Origin of the sequence: Pseudomonas sp. URIL14HWK12:I6, assembly GCF_000514195.1 — a bacterium.
In the GTDB taxonomy this organism is placed as follows: domain Bacteria; phylum Pseudomonadota; class Gammaproteobacteria; order Pseudomonadales; family Pseudomonadaceae; genus Aquipseudomonas; species Aquipseudomonas putida_A.
The window spans coordinates 82709-96984 of record NZ_AZVL01000019.1 but is presented as its reverse complement, the minus strand read 5'-3'; the positions used below and the strand labels follow the sequence as shown (position 1 = coordinate 96984).

At 60.1% G+C, this 14276-nt stretch carries 12 protein-coding genes; 10 read left to right on the top strand and 2 right to left on the bottom strand.

What is annotated here, in order from left to right; genetic code table 11:
- Positions 1-230: 230 nt before the first annotated feature.
- The 10 genes from aroQ to H043_RS0121525 all read left to right on the top strand — a co-directional run bounded on the left by aroQ (position 231) and on the right by H043_RS0121525 (position 12445).
- Positions 231-683 (top strand): type II 3-dehydroquinate dehydratase, encoded by a 453-nt coding sequence (aroQ, locus tag H043_RS0121570; RefSeq protein ID WP_025111759.1) that lies wholly within the window; start codon positions 231-233, stop codon positions 681-683.
- A gap of 48 nt (positions 684-731) precedes the next feature.
- On the top strand, positions 732-1193 hold the full coding sequence (gene accB / locus H043_RS0121565) for an acetyl-CoA carboxylase biotin carboxyl carrier protein (RefSeq protein ID WP_027613594.1): 462 nt from the start codon (positions 732-734) through the stop codon (positions 1191-1193).
- 17 nt (positions 1194-1210) lie between these two features.
- Positions 1211-2569 (top strand): acetyl-CoA carboxylase biotin carboxylase subunit, encoded by a 1359-nt coding sequence (gene accC / locus H043_RS0121560; RefSeq protein WP_027613593.1) that lies wholly within the window; start codon positions 1211-1213, stop codon positions 2567-2569.
- A 170-nt stretch (positions 2570-2739) separates the two neighbouring features.
- Positions 2740-3618 (top strand): 50S ribosomal protein L11 methyltransferase, encoded by an 879-nt coding sequence (prmA, locus tag H043_RS0121555; protein ID WP_027613592.1) that lies wholly within the window; start codon positions 2740-2742, stop codon positions 3616-3618.
- Between the two features lie 30 nt (positions 3619-3648).
- Positions 3649-4923 carry a DUF3426 domain-containing protein gene (locus H043_RS0121550; protein ID WP_027613591.1) on the top strand — a complete coding sequence of 425 codons (1275 nt, stop codon included), beginning with the start codon at positions 3649-3651 and terminating at the stop codon, positions 4921-4923.
- Between the two features lie 185 nt (positions 4924-5108).
- A complete protein-coding gene (dusB, locus tag H043_RS0121545; RefSeq protein ID WP_003221277.1) occupies positions 5109-6119 on the top strand; it encodes a tRNA dihydrouridine synthase DusB in 1011 nt (336 codons plus the stop codon).
- Positions 6116-6436 (top strand): DNA-binding transcriptional regulator Fis, encoded by a 321-nt coding sequence (gene fis, locus H043_RS0121540; protein ID WP_003221275.1) that lies wholly within the window; start codon positions 6116-6118, stop codon positions 6434-6436. Before dusB ends, fis begins: the two co-directional genes overlap by 4 nt.
- An 82-nt stretch (positions 6437-6518) precedes the next feature.
- Positions 6519-8126: a bifunctional phosphoribosylaminoimidazolecarboxamide formyltransferase/IMP cyclohydrolase gene (gene purH / locus H043_RS0121535; protein ID WP_027613590.1), complete on the top strand. Its 1608-nt coding sequence runs from the start codon at positions 6519-6521 to the stop codon at positions 8124-8126.
- Positions 8127-8275: 149 nt separating this feature from the next.
- Positions 8276-9571 (top strand): phosphoribosylamine--glycine ligase, encoded by a 1296-nt coding sequence (gene purD / locus H043_RS0121530; RefSeq protein ID WP_027613589.1) that lies wholly within the window; start codon positions 8276-8278, stop codon positions 9569-9571.
- 99 nt (positions 9572-9670) lie between these two features.
- Positions 9671-12445, top strand: coding sequence for a hybrid sensor histidine kinase/response regulator (locus H043_RS0121525; protein WP_027613588.1), 2775 nt, complete (start codon positions 9671-9673; stop codon positions 12443-12445).
- 30 nt (positions 12446-12475) lie between these two features.
- On the opposite strand, the gene H043_RS0121520 is transcribed toward H043_RS0121525, so the two are convergent.
- On the bottom strand, positions 12476-13270 hold the full coding sequence (locus tag H043_RS0121520; protein WP_223849607.1) for a hypothetical protein: 795 nt from the start codon (positions 13268-13270) through the stop codon (positions 12476-12478).
- Positions 13251-14036 (bottom strand): hypothetical protein, encoded by a 786-nt coding sequence (locus tag H043_RS0121515; protein ID WP_027613586.1) that lies wholly within the window; start codon positions 14034-14036, stop codon positions 13251-13253. The genes H043_RS0121520 and H043_RS0121515 overlap by 20 nt, the downstream gene beginning before the upstream one ends.
- Positions 14037-14276 lie beyond the last annotated feature (240 nt).

Genomic DNA, 14276 nt, shown 5'->3' with positions numbered 1-14276 from the left:
CGCGAGCAAGCCCGCTCCCACATTGGAATGCGTACCCCTGTGGGAGCGGGCTTGCTCGCGAAGGCGGTATTCCTGCCCCCACAAATGACCGGATCAAATCACTCAGTCACAAATTTCGCGCAAACATCGGTCATCGTGCTGGCTATTGCAGAGAACTGGACAGTCACAAAGCCTTTGCGGCATAGTCGCCGGGTTCTGACGACTGCTCATTCATAACAAGGAACATGCAGATGGCGACGCTACTGGTGCTGCACGGCCCCAACCTGAACCTGCTCGGCACCCGCGAACCGGGCACCTATGGGTCAACGACCCTGGCGCAGATCAATCAGGATCTGGAGCGCCGCGCCCGTGAAGCCGGCCATCATCTGCTGCACCTGCAAAGCAATGCCGAGTACGAATTGATCGACCGCATCCACGCCGCTCGCGGTGAGGGTGTCGATTTCATTCTGATCAATCCAGCAGCATTTACACACACAAGTGTCGCATTACGTGACGCGCTGCTGGGAGTGAGCATCCCATTCATCGAAGTGCATTTGTCCAACGTGCACAAGCGCGAACCTTTCCGCCATCACTCTTACTTCTCCGATGTAGCGGTGGGAGTGATCTGCGGCCTTGGCGCCAGCGGTTACCGACTGGCCCTGGAGGCCGCACTAGAACAGCTTGAAACACAGGCAACGACTTGAACCACAAGCGTTAAACGCCCCTGACCGACCCTTGGGAGTTGATGATTCATGGATATCCGTAAAGTTAAGAAACTGATCGAATTGCTGGAAGAGTCCGGCATCGACGAGCTCGAGATCAAGGAAGGCGAAGAGTCCGTACGCATCAGCCGTCACAGCAAGACCCCGGCTCAGCAGTACTACGCTCCGGCGCCGATGCAGGCTCCGGCCGCTGCGCCTGCCGCCGCTGCTCCAGTAGCTGCTGCCGCTCCGGCTGCCGCTGCTGCTCCTGCACTGAACGGCACCGTGGCCCGCTCGCCAATGGTAGGCACCTTCTACCGTAAATCTTCGCCAACCTCGCCAGCCTTCGTTGAAGTCGGCCAGACCGTGAAGAAAGGCGACACTCTGTGCATCGTCGAAGCCATGAAGATGATGAACCACATCGAAGCTGAAACCAGCGGTGTGATCGAATCCATCCTCGTCGAAGACGGCCAGCCGGTTGAGTACGACCAACCGCTGTTCACCATCGTTTGAACTGCGGAGAGCCTTTGATGACTGCGAAGTTGGAAAAAGTTCTGATCGCTAACCGCGGTGAGATCGCCCTGCGGATTCTGCGTGCCTGCAAAGAGATGGGCATCAAGACCGTCGCCGTTTACTCCAAGGCCGACAAAGAGCTGATGCACCTGGGTCTGGCAGACGAGTCCGTCTGCATCGGCCCGGCTTCTGCCGCTCAGTCCTACCTGCACATCCCGGCCATCATCGCTGCCGCTGAAGTGACTGGCGCTACCGCCATCCACCCAGGCTACGGTTTCCTCGCGGAAAACGCCGATTTTGCCGAGCAGGTCGAGAATTCCGGCTTCGCCTTCATCGGCCCGAAAGCCGAAACCATTCGCCTGATGGGCGACAAGGTATCGGCCAAGCACGCGATGATCGAAGCCGGCGTGCCTACCGTTCCAGGTTCCGACGGCCCGCTGCCGGAAGACGAAGAAACGGCGCTGCGCATCGGTCGTGAAGTCGGCTACCCGGTGATCATCAAAGCCGCTGGCGGCGGCGGTGGTCGCGGCATGCGCGTGGTGCACAAGGAAGAAGACCTGATCGCCTCGGCGAAACTGACCCGCTCCGAAGCTGGCGCGGCGTTCGGCAACCCGATGGTCTATCTGGAAAAATTCCTGACCAACCCGCGTCACGTCGAAGTTCAGGTACTGTCCGACGGCCAGGGTCACGCCATCCATCTGGGCGACCGCGATTGCTCGCTGCAACGCCGTCACCAGAAGGTTCTCGAAGAAGCGCCGGCACCGGGCATCGACGAGCAGGCGCGCCAGGAAGTTCTGGCTCGCTGCGTCAAGGCGTGCATCGACATCGGCTACCGTGGCGCCGGCACGTTCGAGTTCCTGTACGAGAACGGTCGTTTCTACTTCATCGAAATGAACACCCGTGTTCAGGTGGAGCACCCGGTTTCGGAAATGGTCACCGGTATCGACATCGTCAAGGAGATGCTCAGCATCGCCGCTGGCAACAAGCTGTCGTTCACTCAGGATGACGTGGTGATCCGCGGTCACTCGCTGGAGTGCCGGATCAACGCTGAAGACCCGAAAACCTTCATGCCGAGCCCGGGCACCGTCAAGCATTTCCACGCACCAGGCGGTAACGGCGTTCGCGTCGATTCGCACCTGTACAGCGGTTATGCAGTTCCGCCGAACTACGACTCGCTGATCGGCAAGCTGATCACTTACGGCGCCACCCGCGACGAAGCCATGGCGCGCATGCGTAATGCCCTGGACGAGATCGTGGTTGACGGGATCAAGACCAACATCCCGCTGCACCGTGAACTGACCCGCGACGAAGGCTTCTGCAAGGGGGGCGTGAACATTCACTACCTCGAGCACAAGCTGGCAGGCGAGAAGCACTAAGCTTCAAGTCCGCACAGACAAGGCCGCCTTCGGGCGGCTTTGTTGTTTCTACAGTTTTCAAATCCCCTGTGGGTGCAATGCAGCTCCCACAAACCCTGCGCGCTCGCGTAAACTTGCGCGCTTCTCGCTGGCCGCTAGGCTGCAATCATATTTTTTCAAAGGTGCCCGCCATGCCTTGGCTGCAAGTACGTCTCGCCATCAGCCCGGAACAAGCCGAAACCTACGAAGACGCTTTCCTTGAAGTCGGCGCCGTTTCGGTGACCTTCATGGACGCCGAAGATCAGCCGATCTTCGAGCCGGAACTCAACACCACCCCACTGTGGGCGCACACGCACCTGCTGGCCCTGTTTGAGGGCGGCACCGAGCCTGCGCCGGTGCTCGCGCATCTGGAACTGCTGACCGGCAGTCCGCTGCCCGAGCATCACAGCGAAGTCATCGAAGACCAGGACTGGGAACGCAGCTGGATGGACGGCTTCCAGCCAATGCGTTTCGGTCAGCGCCTGTGGATCGTGCCGAGCTGGCACGCCGCGCCCGAGCCTGACGCGGTCAATCTGTTGCTGGATCCGGGCCTGGCGTTCGGCACCGGCACCCACCCGACCACCGCCCTGTGCCTGGAATGGCTCGACGGTCAGGACCTGAAAGACTGCAACGTCCTGGACTTCGGCTGCGGCTCGGGAATTCTGGCGATCGCCGCCCTGCTGCTCGGCGCGAAAGAAGCCGTCGGCACCGACATCGACGTGCAGGCGCTGGAAGCCTCGCGCGACAACGCCGGGCGCAACAATATTGCCGACGAGCTGTTCCCGCTGTACCTGCCGGAAGATCTGCCGCAGGTCAAAGCCGACGTGCTGGTGGCCAACATTCTGGCCGGCCCGCTGGTTTCCCTGGCGCCGCAATTGTCCGGTCTGGTGAAAACCGGCGGTCGTCTGGCGCTGTCGGGCATCCTTGCCGAACAAGGTGAAGAAGTCGCCGCCGCCTATGCGCAGGACTTTGATCTGGACCCGATCGCCAATCGCGATGGCTGGGTGCGTATCACCGGCCGTCGGCGCTAGAATGACCGCCTGCATAAACCGGATCGCCGCATGACCGACAGCTTCGTCACCCAGTGCCCGCATTGCCAAACCAGCTTCCGCGTCAGCCATGCTCAGTTGAGCGTGGCCCGCGGGGTGGTTCGCTGTGGCTCCTGCCTGCAAGTGTTCAACGCCGCCAAACAGCTGCTGGAACAACACGCCGGCAAGGAAGCGGTCACTCCGGTGGCGCCGTCCATTGTCCAGCCAGCACCGTCTCAGGCAGTGGTCAGCGAGCCGCCGCCAGTGGTCGAAGCACCCGTCAATGACGAACCGCCCGCGCCGCGCGCCATCAGCCAAAAGCAATGGAGCGCCAGCGAGCTGGACCTGGACAGCCTCGATCTGGACGAAGAACTCGCCCGCCTCGAACAACGGGAAATCCAGCCGACCACCGAATTCGGTCGTCAGCGCGAAGAGTCCCTGAGCGCCCGCCGCGACAGCCCTGAAGCCGATGAAACGGAGTGGCGCGACAGCCTGTTCAGCGCACGCGACGATGAACGTCTGCCCGAGCCCGAAGATGACGTCGAGCCAGATGCCGTCGAACCGGAACCGGTAAACACCGCGCGCACCGAGCCTTCCCTGTCGCTGGAGCCGGTGGATCTGGACGATGAACCGCCGATCCCGCAACTGCGCCTGCACGACCCGATCGATCCGAATGCCCGTCGTGAACGCCTGTCGGCCAACGTCGAGCCGGACGATGACGACTTGCCATCGGTCGAACCGCTGCGCAAAAAACGTCAACGCGCCGAAGTGTTGCAGGACCTGACCGACGACCCGCTGCAACTGGACTGGCAGAAACGCCGTTCGCCCTGGGGCCGGCGTCTGCTCTGGGCTTTGCTGGTGCTGCTAGCTGCCGCCGGTCTGGCCGGCCAGTACATTGCCTATCACTTCGATGAACTGGCGCGGCAGGATCAGTACCGCCCATGGTTTCAGCAGTTCTGCCCGCAGATCGGCTGCACGGTGCCGTCCAAGGTCGACATCGGCAAAATCAAAAGCAGCAATCTGGTGGTGCGCAGCCATCCGGAATTCAGCGGGGCGCTGGTGGTGGATGCGATCATCTACAACCGCGCGACGTTCTCCCAGCCATTTCCGTTGCTGGAGCTACGCTTCGCTGACCTCAACGGTCATCTGATCGCCAGTCGTCGCTTCAAACCCGGCGAATACCTCAACGGCGACCTTGAGGGCATGGCGGAAATGCCGCCGCAGACGCCGATCCACATCGCTCTGGATATCCTCGATCCAGGCCCCAAAGCGGTGAATTACAGCCTGAGTTTCCACTCGCCCGAGTGAATCGCTTCATCGCTTCAGGTTTGACGGCAGTTTTCTGACTTCGCCCGCGCTTACCAAACCGCTGGTAATAACAGAATAACTGTTCAGATTTTGTTCAATTCAGCCTTTATCCAGTCATCGAGAGCGGGTATCATGCCAACCCTTTTTCGAACTCTCATGATCCGGCCCCACTTCAGGGAAGTCCTATGTCGGCGGTACGCATCGGCCCATATACATTGCAGAACGGTTTGATTCTCGCCCCGATGGCGGGCGTCACCGACCAGCCCTTTCGTCAGCTGTGCAAGCGTTTGGGCGCAGGGCTTGTAGTCTCGGAAATGGTCACCAGTGACATGAGCCTGTGGAATACCCGCAAGTCGCGCATGCGCATGATCCACGAAGGCGATCCCGAGCCACGCTCGGTGCAGATTGCCGGTGGCGATGCGCAGATGCTGGCGGACGCGGCACGGGCCAACGTCGAACTGGGCGCACAGATTATTGATATCAACATGGGTTGCCCGGCAAAGAAGGTCTGCAACAAGGCCGCCGGTTCCGCGTTATTGAAAGACGAAGCACTGGTGACCGAGATCCTGCAGGCCGTCGTCGCTGCAGTGGATGTGCCGGTGACCCTGAAGATCCGCACCGGATGGGATCGCGACAACAAGAACGGCCTGACTGTGGCGAAGATCGCCGAGCAGGCCGGGATCACCGCGCTGGCCGTGCATGGCCGCACGCGCGCCGATCTGTACACCGGCGAAGCCGAGTACGACACGATTGCCGCGATCAAGCAGGCGGTGTCGATGCCGGTGTTTGCCAATGGCGATATCGATTCGCCGGAAAAGGCCCGTTACGTGCTTGACGCGACCGGTGCCGATGGCCTGCTGATAGGCCGGGCTGCCCAGGGGCGGCCATGGATTTTTCGCGAGATCGAACACTTCCTGCGTACCGGCGAGAAATTGCCGGCGCCGGAGCTGAGCGAAGTGGAACGCATCCTGCTGGAGCATCTGGCCGCACTTCACGCCTTCTATGGGGATGTGATGGGCGTCCGTATTGCCCGCAAGCATGTGGGCTGGTATCTCGCAACCTTGCCGGGCGCCAGGGAGTTTCGCGCCCACTTCAATCGTTTGGATGGTACGGAAACACAATGCGCCAACGTTCGGGAGTTCTTCGCCGAGCGTTACAAGAGCCTGACAGGGGACGAAGAAGGGGTGGCCGCATGACGATGATGACCGAGACTTTAGTGAGTGGAACAGCACCCGTGAGCGACAACGTGAATTTGAAACAGCACCTCAATACCCCGAGCGAAGAAGGTCAGACCCTTCGCGGGAGTGTCGAGAAGGCGCTGCACAATTATTTCGCCCACCTTGAGGGCGCGTCCGTCACGGATGTGTACAACCTGGTGCTCTCCGAAGTCGAGGCTCCCCTGCTCGAAAGCGTGATGAACTACGTCAAGGGCAACCAGACCAAGGCCAGCGAGCTGCTCGGACTCAACCGCGGCACGCTGCGCAAGAAACTCAAGCAGTACGATCTGCTGTAAGCATTCAATCAAACCAGAAAGGCGCCCGCGTAAAACCGGTCGCCTTTTTTGCTGACTTCCTTTGCTTTTGATGGAAATTGAGATGACCGACCAGACTACCCGCCTGCCGATCCGCCGCGCCTTGATCAGCGTTTCCGACAAGACCGGGATCCTCGAATTCGCCAAGGAGCTTGAAGCCCTCGGCGTCGAGATCCTCTCCACCGGCGGGACGTTCAAGCTGCTGCGCGACAACGGTGTTGCCGCAGTGGAAGTCGCGGATTACACCGGTTTCGCGGAAATGATGGACGGTCGGGTGAAAACCCTGCACCCGAAAATCCACGGCGGGATCCTCGGTCGTCGCGGTATCGACGATGCAATCATGAACGAGCACGGCATCAAGCCGATCGACCTGGTTGCGGTCAACCTGTACCCGTTCGAAGCCACCATCAACAAGCCCGGCTGCGACCTGCCGACTGCGATCGAGAACATCGACATCGGTGGCCCGACCATGGTTCGTTCGGCAGCGAAAAACCATAAAGACGTGGCGATCGTGGTGAATGCCAGCGATTACGCCAACGTTCTGCAAAACCTCAAGGCCGGTGGCCTGACCTACGCTCAGCGTTTCGACCTGATGCTCAAGGCCTTCGAACACACCGCCGCCTACGACGGCATGATCGCCAACTACATGGGCACCGTGAATCAGGCTGCCGAAACCCTGAGCACCGAAGGCCGCAGCGAATTCCCGCGCACCTTCAACAGCCAGTTCATCAAGGCCCAGGAAATGCGCTACGGCGAGAACCCGCACCAGAGCGCGGCGTTCTACGTGGAAGCCAAGCCTGCCGAAGTCGGCATCGCCACCGCGACCCAACTGCAAGGCAAAGAGCTGTCGTACAACAACGTGGCCGACACCGACGCCGCGCTGGAATGCGTGAAGAGCTTCGTCAAGCCGGCCTGCGTGATCGTCAAGCACGCCAACCCGTGCGGCGTGGCCGTGAGCCCGGACGCCGAGGGCGGCATCCGTCAGGCCTACGAATTGGCCTACGCCACCGACACCGAGTCGGCCTTCGGCGGCATCATCGCCTTCAACCGTGAACTGGATGCCGACACCGCCAAGGCGATCGTCGAGCGTCAGTTCGTGGAAGTGATCATTGCCCCAAGCGTCAGCGAAGAGGCTCGCGCCATCGTCGCCGCCAAAGCCAACGTGCGCCTGCTGGCCTGTGGCGACTGGTCGGCGGACCGCGCTCCGGCCTGGGACTACAAGCGCGTCAACGGTGGCCTGCTGGTGCAGAGCCGCGACATCGGCATGATCGGCGCCGACGACCTGAAAGTGGTGACCCAGCGCGCACCGACCGAACAGGAAATCCACGACCTGATCTTCGCCTGGAAAGTCGCCAAGTACGTCAAGTCCAACGCCATCGTCTACGCCAAGAACCGTCAGACCATCGGTGTCGGCGCCGGCCAGATGAGCCGCGTAAACTCCGCGCGTATCGCCGCGATCAAGGCTGAGCACGCCGGTCTGCAAGTGGCCGGTTCGGTGATGGCCTCGGACGCGTTCTTCCCGTTCCGCGACGGTCTGGACAACGCGGCCAAGGTTGGCATCACTGCAGTGATCCAGCCGGGCGGCTCGATGCGTGACGCTGAAGTGATTGCCGCTGCTGATGAAGCCGGCATCGCCATGGTGTTCACCGGCATGCGCCACTTCCGTCACTGATACAACTCGATCCAAATGTGGGAGCGGGCTTGCTCGCGAATGCAATCTGTCAGCAACAGCCGTTTTGCCTGACACACCGCTTTCGCGAGCAAGCCCGCTCCCACATAAAGCGCTCCAGCAGCGCCTGACAGATTTTTGAGGTTTTTGAAATGAATGTTTTGATCATTGGCAGCGGTGGCCGTGAACACGCCCTGGCCTGGAAAGTGGCTCAGGATCCGCGCGTACAGAAGGTTTTCGTCGCACCGGGCAACGCCGGTACCGCGATTGAAGCCAAGTGCGAGAACGTCGCCATCGACGTGCTGGCCCTTGAGCAACTGGCCGACTTCGCCGAGAAAAACGTTTCCCTGACCATCGTCGGCCCGGAAGTGCCGCTGGTGGCTGGCGTGGTCGATCTGTTCCGCTCCCGTGGCCTGGACTGCTTCGGCCCGACCGCCGGCGCTGCACAGCTGGAAGGATCGAAAGCCTTCACCAAGGACTTCCTCGCGCGTCACAAGATCCCGACCGCCGACTACCAGAACTTCACTGAAATCGAACCGGCCCTGGCTTACCTGCGTGAAAAAGGCGCACCGATCGTGATCAAGGCCGACGGCCTGGCCGCCGGTAAAGGCGTGATCGTTGCCATGACCCTGGCCGAAGCCGAAGACGCCGTGCGCGACATGCTCGCCGGCAACGCCTTCGGCGACGCCGGTTCGCGCGTGGTGATCGAAGAATTCCTCGACGGCGAAGAAGCCTCGTTCATCGTCATGGTCGACGGCAAGAACGTGCTGCCGATGGCCACCAGCCAGGACCACAAACGTGTTGGCGACGGCGACAGCGGCCCGAACACCGGCGGCATGGGTGCCTACTCCCCTGCCCCGGTGGTCACCGCCGACGTGCACCAGCGCGTGATGGATCAGGTGATCTGGCCGACCGTGCGCGGCATGGCCGAAGAAGGCAACGTCTACACCGGTTTCCTGTACGCCGGTCTGATGATCGACAAGGCCGGCAACCCGAAAGTCATCGAATTCAACTGCCGCTTCGGTGACCCGGAAACCCAACCGGTGATGCTGCGTCTGCAGTCGAGCCTGGTGCTGCTGGTCGAAGCCGCTCTGGCGCAAGCGCTGGACAAGGTTGAAGCACAGTGGGATCCACGTCCGAGCGTCGGCATCGTGCTGGCCGCCGGCGGCTACCCGGGCGACTACGCCAAGGGCGCGGTGATCAACGGTCTGGACACAGCCGCAGGCCTGGAAGGCAAAGTCTTCCACGCCGGTACGGCGCTGAAGGATGGCAACGTGGTGACGGCCGGTGGTCGCGTACTCTGCGCCACCGCCATGGGCGCCAGTGTCAGCGAAGCGCAGCAGCAAGCCTACAAGCTGGCCGCTGCCATCGACTGGGAAGGCTGCTTCTACCGCAAGGACATTGGCTACCGCGCCATTGCCCGTGAACGTGGCGAAACCCAGGAATAAGCTGTCCTTCACGTCCGGCGCGGGATGCAGTCCCTCGCCGGGCTGTTCCGCCGCCGCGCATCGTTATATTCTGGCATCAACCTACGAAGGGATTTCGCCGTGCGCTGGCTCAGGATTGCCATAAGTTTCACCGTCACGTTGCTGACCTTGCTCTGCATGCTTCCGGCTCTGGCCGCGCAAGGCAGTGGCTGGTCGGTATTGCTTGACGATCAGGGTAATCTGCAACTGAGCGACATCCGCTCGGCGCGCTACACCAATCAATTCAGTCCCATCGAACTTGATCGCCTCACGGCGGCCGAGCCCGATGGTGCACTCTGGCTGCGCTTCAAACTGGCGCCGGGCAAGCACGAGCAGGTGCTGCGGATCTTCGCTCCCGACCTGTCCAACCTCAGCCTCTACGTGCTGGACGGCGACAAACTGATCGAGCAACGCACTTCCGGCACCCATCAGCCGCAGGTCGAGCGGCCACTGCCGAGCAGCGACTTCCTGCTGCCACTGCCGCAAAGCGACAAGTCCCTCGACGTTTATCTGCGGATGGTTTCCGACCATCAACTGCGCCCGCACATCACCCTGCAATCGGCGGTGATGAGTGCCGCCAACCAGAACCAGACGCTGATCTTCGGTCTGCTGTTCGGCTGCCTCGGCATGTTGCTGCTGCACAATCTTGTGCGCTACGCCTACTCCCGCTCGCGCAGCAGCCTGTGGCTGGCGGTCTGCGAAGGACTGCTGGGCCTGAGTCTGTTGCTGTTGCTCAACCTCGCCGGCCCGTGGTTGCCGAACTGGCACGCGATCCAGACCCCGGGCGCCTATCTGGCGTTGCTGCTGACCGCCCCGGCCGGGCTGATGTTCGCCCTGCGCTTCTTCGCCCCGCTCGGCCCGCACCCGCTGAACAAACTGTTGCTGGGCGACATTCTGTTCATTGTGATCTGCAGCCTGCTGCTGTTGTTCGTCAACACCCTGCCGCTGAACATCATCACCTACGCGCTGGTGGCGCTGGCCGGTCTGAGCATGTTGCTGGTCGGCTTCTATCACTGGCAGAAGGGCTACCGTCCCGCGCGGCTGTTCGTTGCCGGGATGGTGGTGTTCAACATCGGTACGCTGATTATTTTGCCGGCCCTGCTGGGGCTGACCCTGGTGGCGCCGCAAGGCCTGATCATGACCCTGATGGGTTTCATCTGCATCAGTGGCTTGCTGATGAGCATCGCCTTGGGTGAACGCCAGCGCAGCATCACCGAAAGCCGGTTCAGCATCAGCCGCGATCTTGCCGCGAGCAATGCCGAGATCAACGCCAAAGCCGAATTCCTCGCCAAGATCAGCCACGAAATCCGCACCCCGATGAACGGCGTGCTGGGCATGACCGAGCTGCTGCTGGGCACGCCACTGTCGGTCAAGCAACGCGATTACGTGCAAACCATCCACAGTGCCGGCAACGAACTGCTGACGTTGATCAACGAGATTCTCGACATTTCCAAGCTCGAATCCGGACAGATCGAACTGGACGATGTGCAGTTCGACCTCAACGCGCTGATCGACGACTGCCTGAGCATCTACCGGGCCAAGGCCGAACAGCAGAACGTCGAGCTGATCAGCTTCATCCAGCCGCAAGTGCCGCGCGTGATCAGCGGCGACCCGACCCGCCTGCGCCAGACCCTGCTGAGCCTGCTGGAAAACGCCCTGAAGAAAACCGACGAAGGCGAAGTGCTGATCGTCGTCGCCCTCGACGAACGCAGCGTCAAACCGCGCCTGCGCATCGCCGTGCAGGACAGTGGTCAGCCGATGGAACCGGAGGAGCGCGATGCGCTGATGCACGCCGAACTGCACAGCAAACACTTCCTCTCGGCCAACCGTCTGGGTGGCAACCTCGGGCTGGTGATTGCGCGGCAACTGATCCGCCTGATGCACGGCGAGTTCGGGATCAAGAGCGGCGCCAATCAGGGCAGCACCTTGTGGCTGACCCTGCCACTGGACCCGGATCGTCTGGAACACCCGACCTCCGACCTCGACGGCCCGTTGCAAGGTGCGCGCGTGCTGGTGGTGGACGACAACGATACCTGCCGCAAAGTGCTGGTGCAGCAATGCAGCGCCTGGGGTCTGAACGTCAGCGCCGTGCCATCGGGCAAGGAAGCGCTGGCGCTGCTGCGCACCAAGGCGCACCTGCGCGACTACTTCGATGTGGTGCTGCTGGACCAGAACATGCCCGGCATGACCGGCATGCAACTGGCGGCCAAGATCAAGGAAGACCCGAGCCTCAATCACGACATCCTGTTGATCATGCTCACCGGCATCAGTAACGCGCCGAGCAAGATCATCGCGCGCAACTCCGGGATCAAACGCATCCTCGCCAAACCGGTGGCCGGCTATACGCTCAAGACCACGCTGGCCGACGAGTTGAACCAGCGCAATAAAGGTCAGGTAGTGTTCCAGCCGCAAGTGGTCACTCCCGCTACGGCGGCCAAGGTGCCGAGCGATTTCCGCATTCTCGTCGCCGAAGACAACACGATTTCGACCAAAGTGATTCGCGGCATGCTCGGCAAACTCAACCTGCAACCAGACACCGCCAGCAATGGCGAAGAGGCCCTGCAGGCAATGAAGGCCCAGCGTTACGATCTGGTGCTGATGGACTGCGAAATGCCGATCCTCGATGGCTTCTCGGCAACCCAGCAACTGCGCGCGTGGGAAGTCAGCAATCAGCGCATCCGCACGCCGATCGTCGCGCTGACCGCGCACATCCTCGCCGAACACAAGGAACGTGCGCGTCAGGCCGGGATGGATGGCCACATGGCCAAACCGGTGGAGTTGTCGCAACTGCGCGAGCTGATCGAACACTGGGTAGCCCAGCGCGATCAGCAGAACCGTACGGCGTCGACCTTTTAAGCAGGGGTACCACGCCAGTTCGAGCGTGACTCAATCGGCTGCGCCGTTCTCTTCGGCTGGAACGTCTTCATTCACCCTCAACAACGCCACGTTAGCTTCAAGCCTGTCCTGGACTTTCAGGGCGATGGCTGCGCGAACCGGCCCATAGAGCGTTTCGGACAAATTGGCACTGGCAGAGCGTCTGCAAACACTGCCGCGAATATCCTCAGCCTGGAATAGCTCGGCCAAAGGGTTGTCAGCGAGAATCCGTCCAGTCGCAAATTCGATGTAGACGCTGCTCATCGACATCGGCGAGTGCGCCACGACCACCAACAGCCGTATGATTCTGGAAACATCTGACTGATCCGTCGATGCATCGCTGGCGCTTTTCTGCATGTAACCACGCAGCAGCTCTAGTGCCGGCTCGCTTGCGGAAAGTGCTGCCAGTCGACGCATGACTGCGTTCGCAACGCCACATTGCTCCACAGCCCCACCGAACTCAGGAGCGACCACCCAGTCAACGACAGACACGCTGTTACCCTGTGCGACGGACAGATCCAACCGTGCTCTGAAATGTCGCAGCCAATATTTGTCCAGAAATTCCATGTAGACGTCATACCAGCCAATACCCGGATCTTTCTCAAGTTTCTTGTTAGCCGCCAGTTGCGCCAACAACAGAGAGTTTATTAAATCCTGATAGCGTTCCGGTTTGTCTGCCGGCGGAATCAGTACAACGGCACCCGCAACGATCAAAACGGAATATTTGCAATTCATATAATCGCCCTCAAAAAAAAGCAGTCGACCTTCGACTGCTTTTTTCGATTTATCAGATATCAATATCTTCAATCTGATCGATACCCACCAGCTTTTTCTTGATCGTCTCACGCACTGCGTTGGCGACGTCGGTGTTTTTGGCAAAGAAAGTTTGAGCTCGATACAAACTTACATTACGAACATCGACATCCACGAACATCACTTTGGTAGAGGTGTTCTTGCGCAGAAAACGCACCGTTCCCAGCGCCATGATTGCCTCACCGTCGAGTTCGACACACGCTCCGGTCGAGATGCCGCCCACGCCGTGGTCCAGCAAATTTCGCTCATAAGCGGTCAACGCAGCAGTGTCCCGTTTTTGCAGGGCCGAGATTGCATCACCCGCGACCTTCAGCATCAGAACGCTGGTTGGTCCTGGCAGTGCAACATTAGCCAGCACGGAACCCAGAATCTCCAGTACCAGCTTGTCCATCCGCACACTCGTGCCTTCGATACTGAGGTCATTGTAGTACTGATCGACAGGCGTCCAGCCAGCGAGGGTCATCACCTCACGGAACCGCTTATACCACTCTCGGCCCTGATGCTCTTCGGGGTATAGCTTGTTCGCTGCACGTGTGGCGAACAGAAGAGCGTTCTGGGCATCCGACTTGTTCTGATCCGAAAGTTTGCCAGAAAAACCCATTGTGACTTCGCCGACAACAGAGCCTTTCGACGGTGCCTCGATTTCGTCCCCTACAGCCAACAGGCCACGAGAGCGAATAACTGGCGCACCCACATCACAGGCTTCAATCGCGTTAATACAGGAAGAGATATAAAGCTCATTAACGATTTGACCATGCACAATAAAAGTCCTTATTAATTAGTAGGCAAGCCCCTCTTGAACTTGCAAGAAAACAATAAACAAACAAGCCCAGCACTACAAACTCAAATCTGTAACATCTTATCCAGCAAACAAGATGCAACTAACAACATCACACAAAACAACTATAAAACAAAAAACGAAAAACCGACTGCCTCGCGCAGAATCTTCTGCACACACAAGCAACTAACCGACTGATAGACTCGCCGTCATCACTCTCCG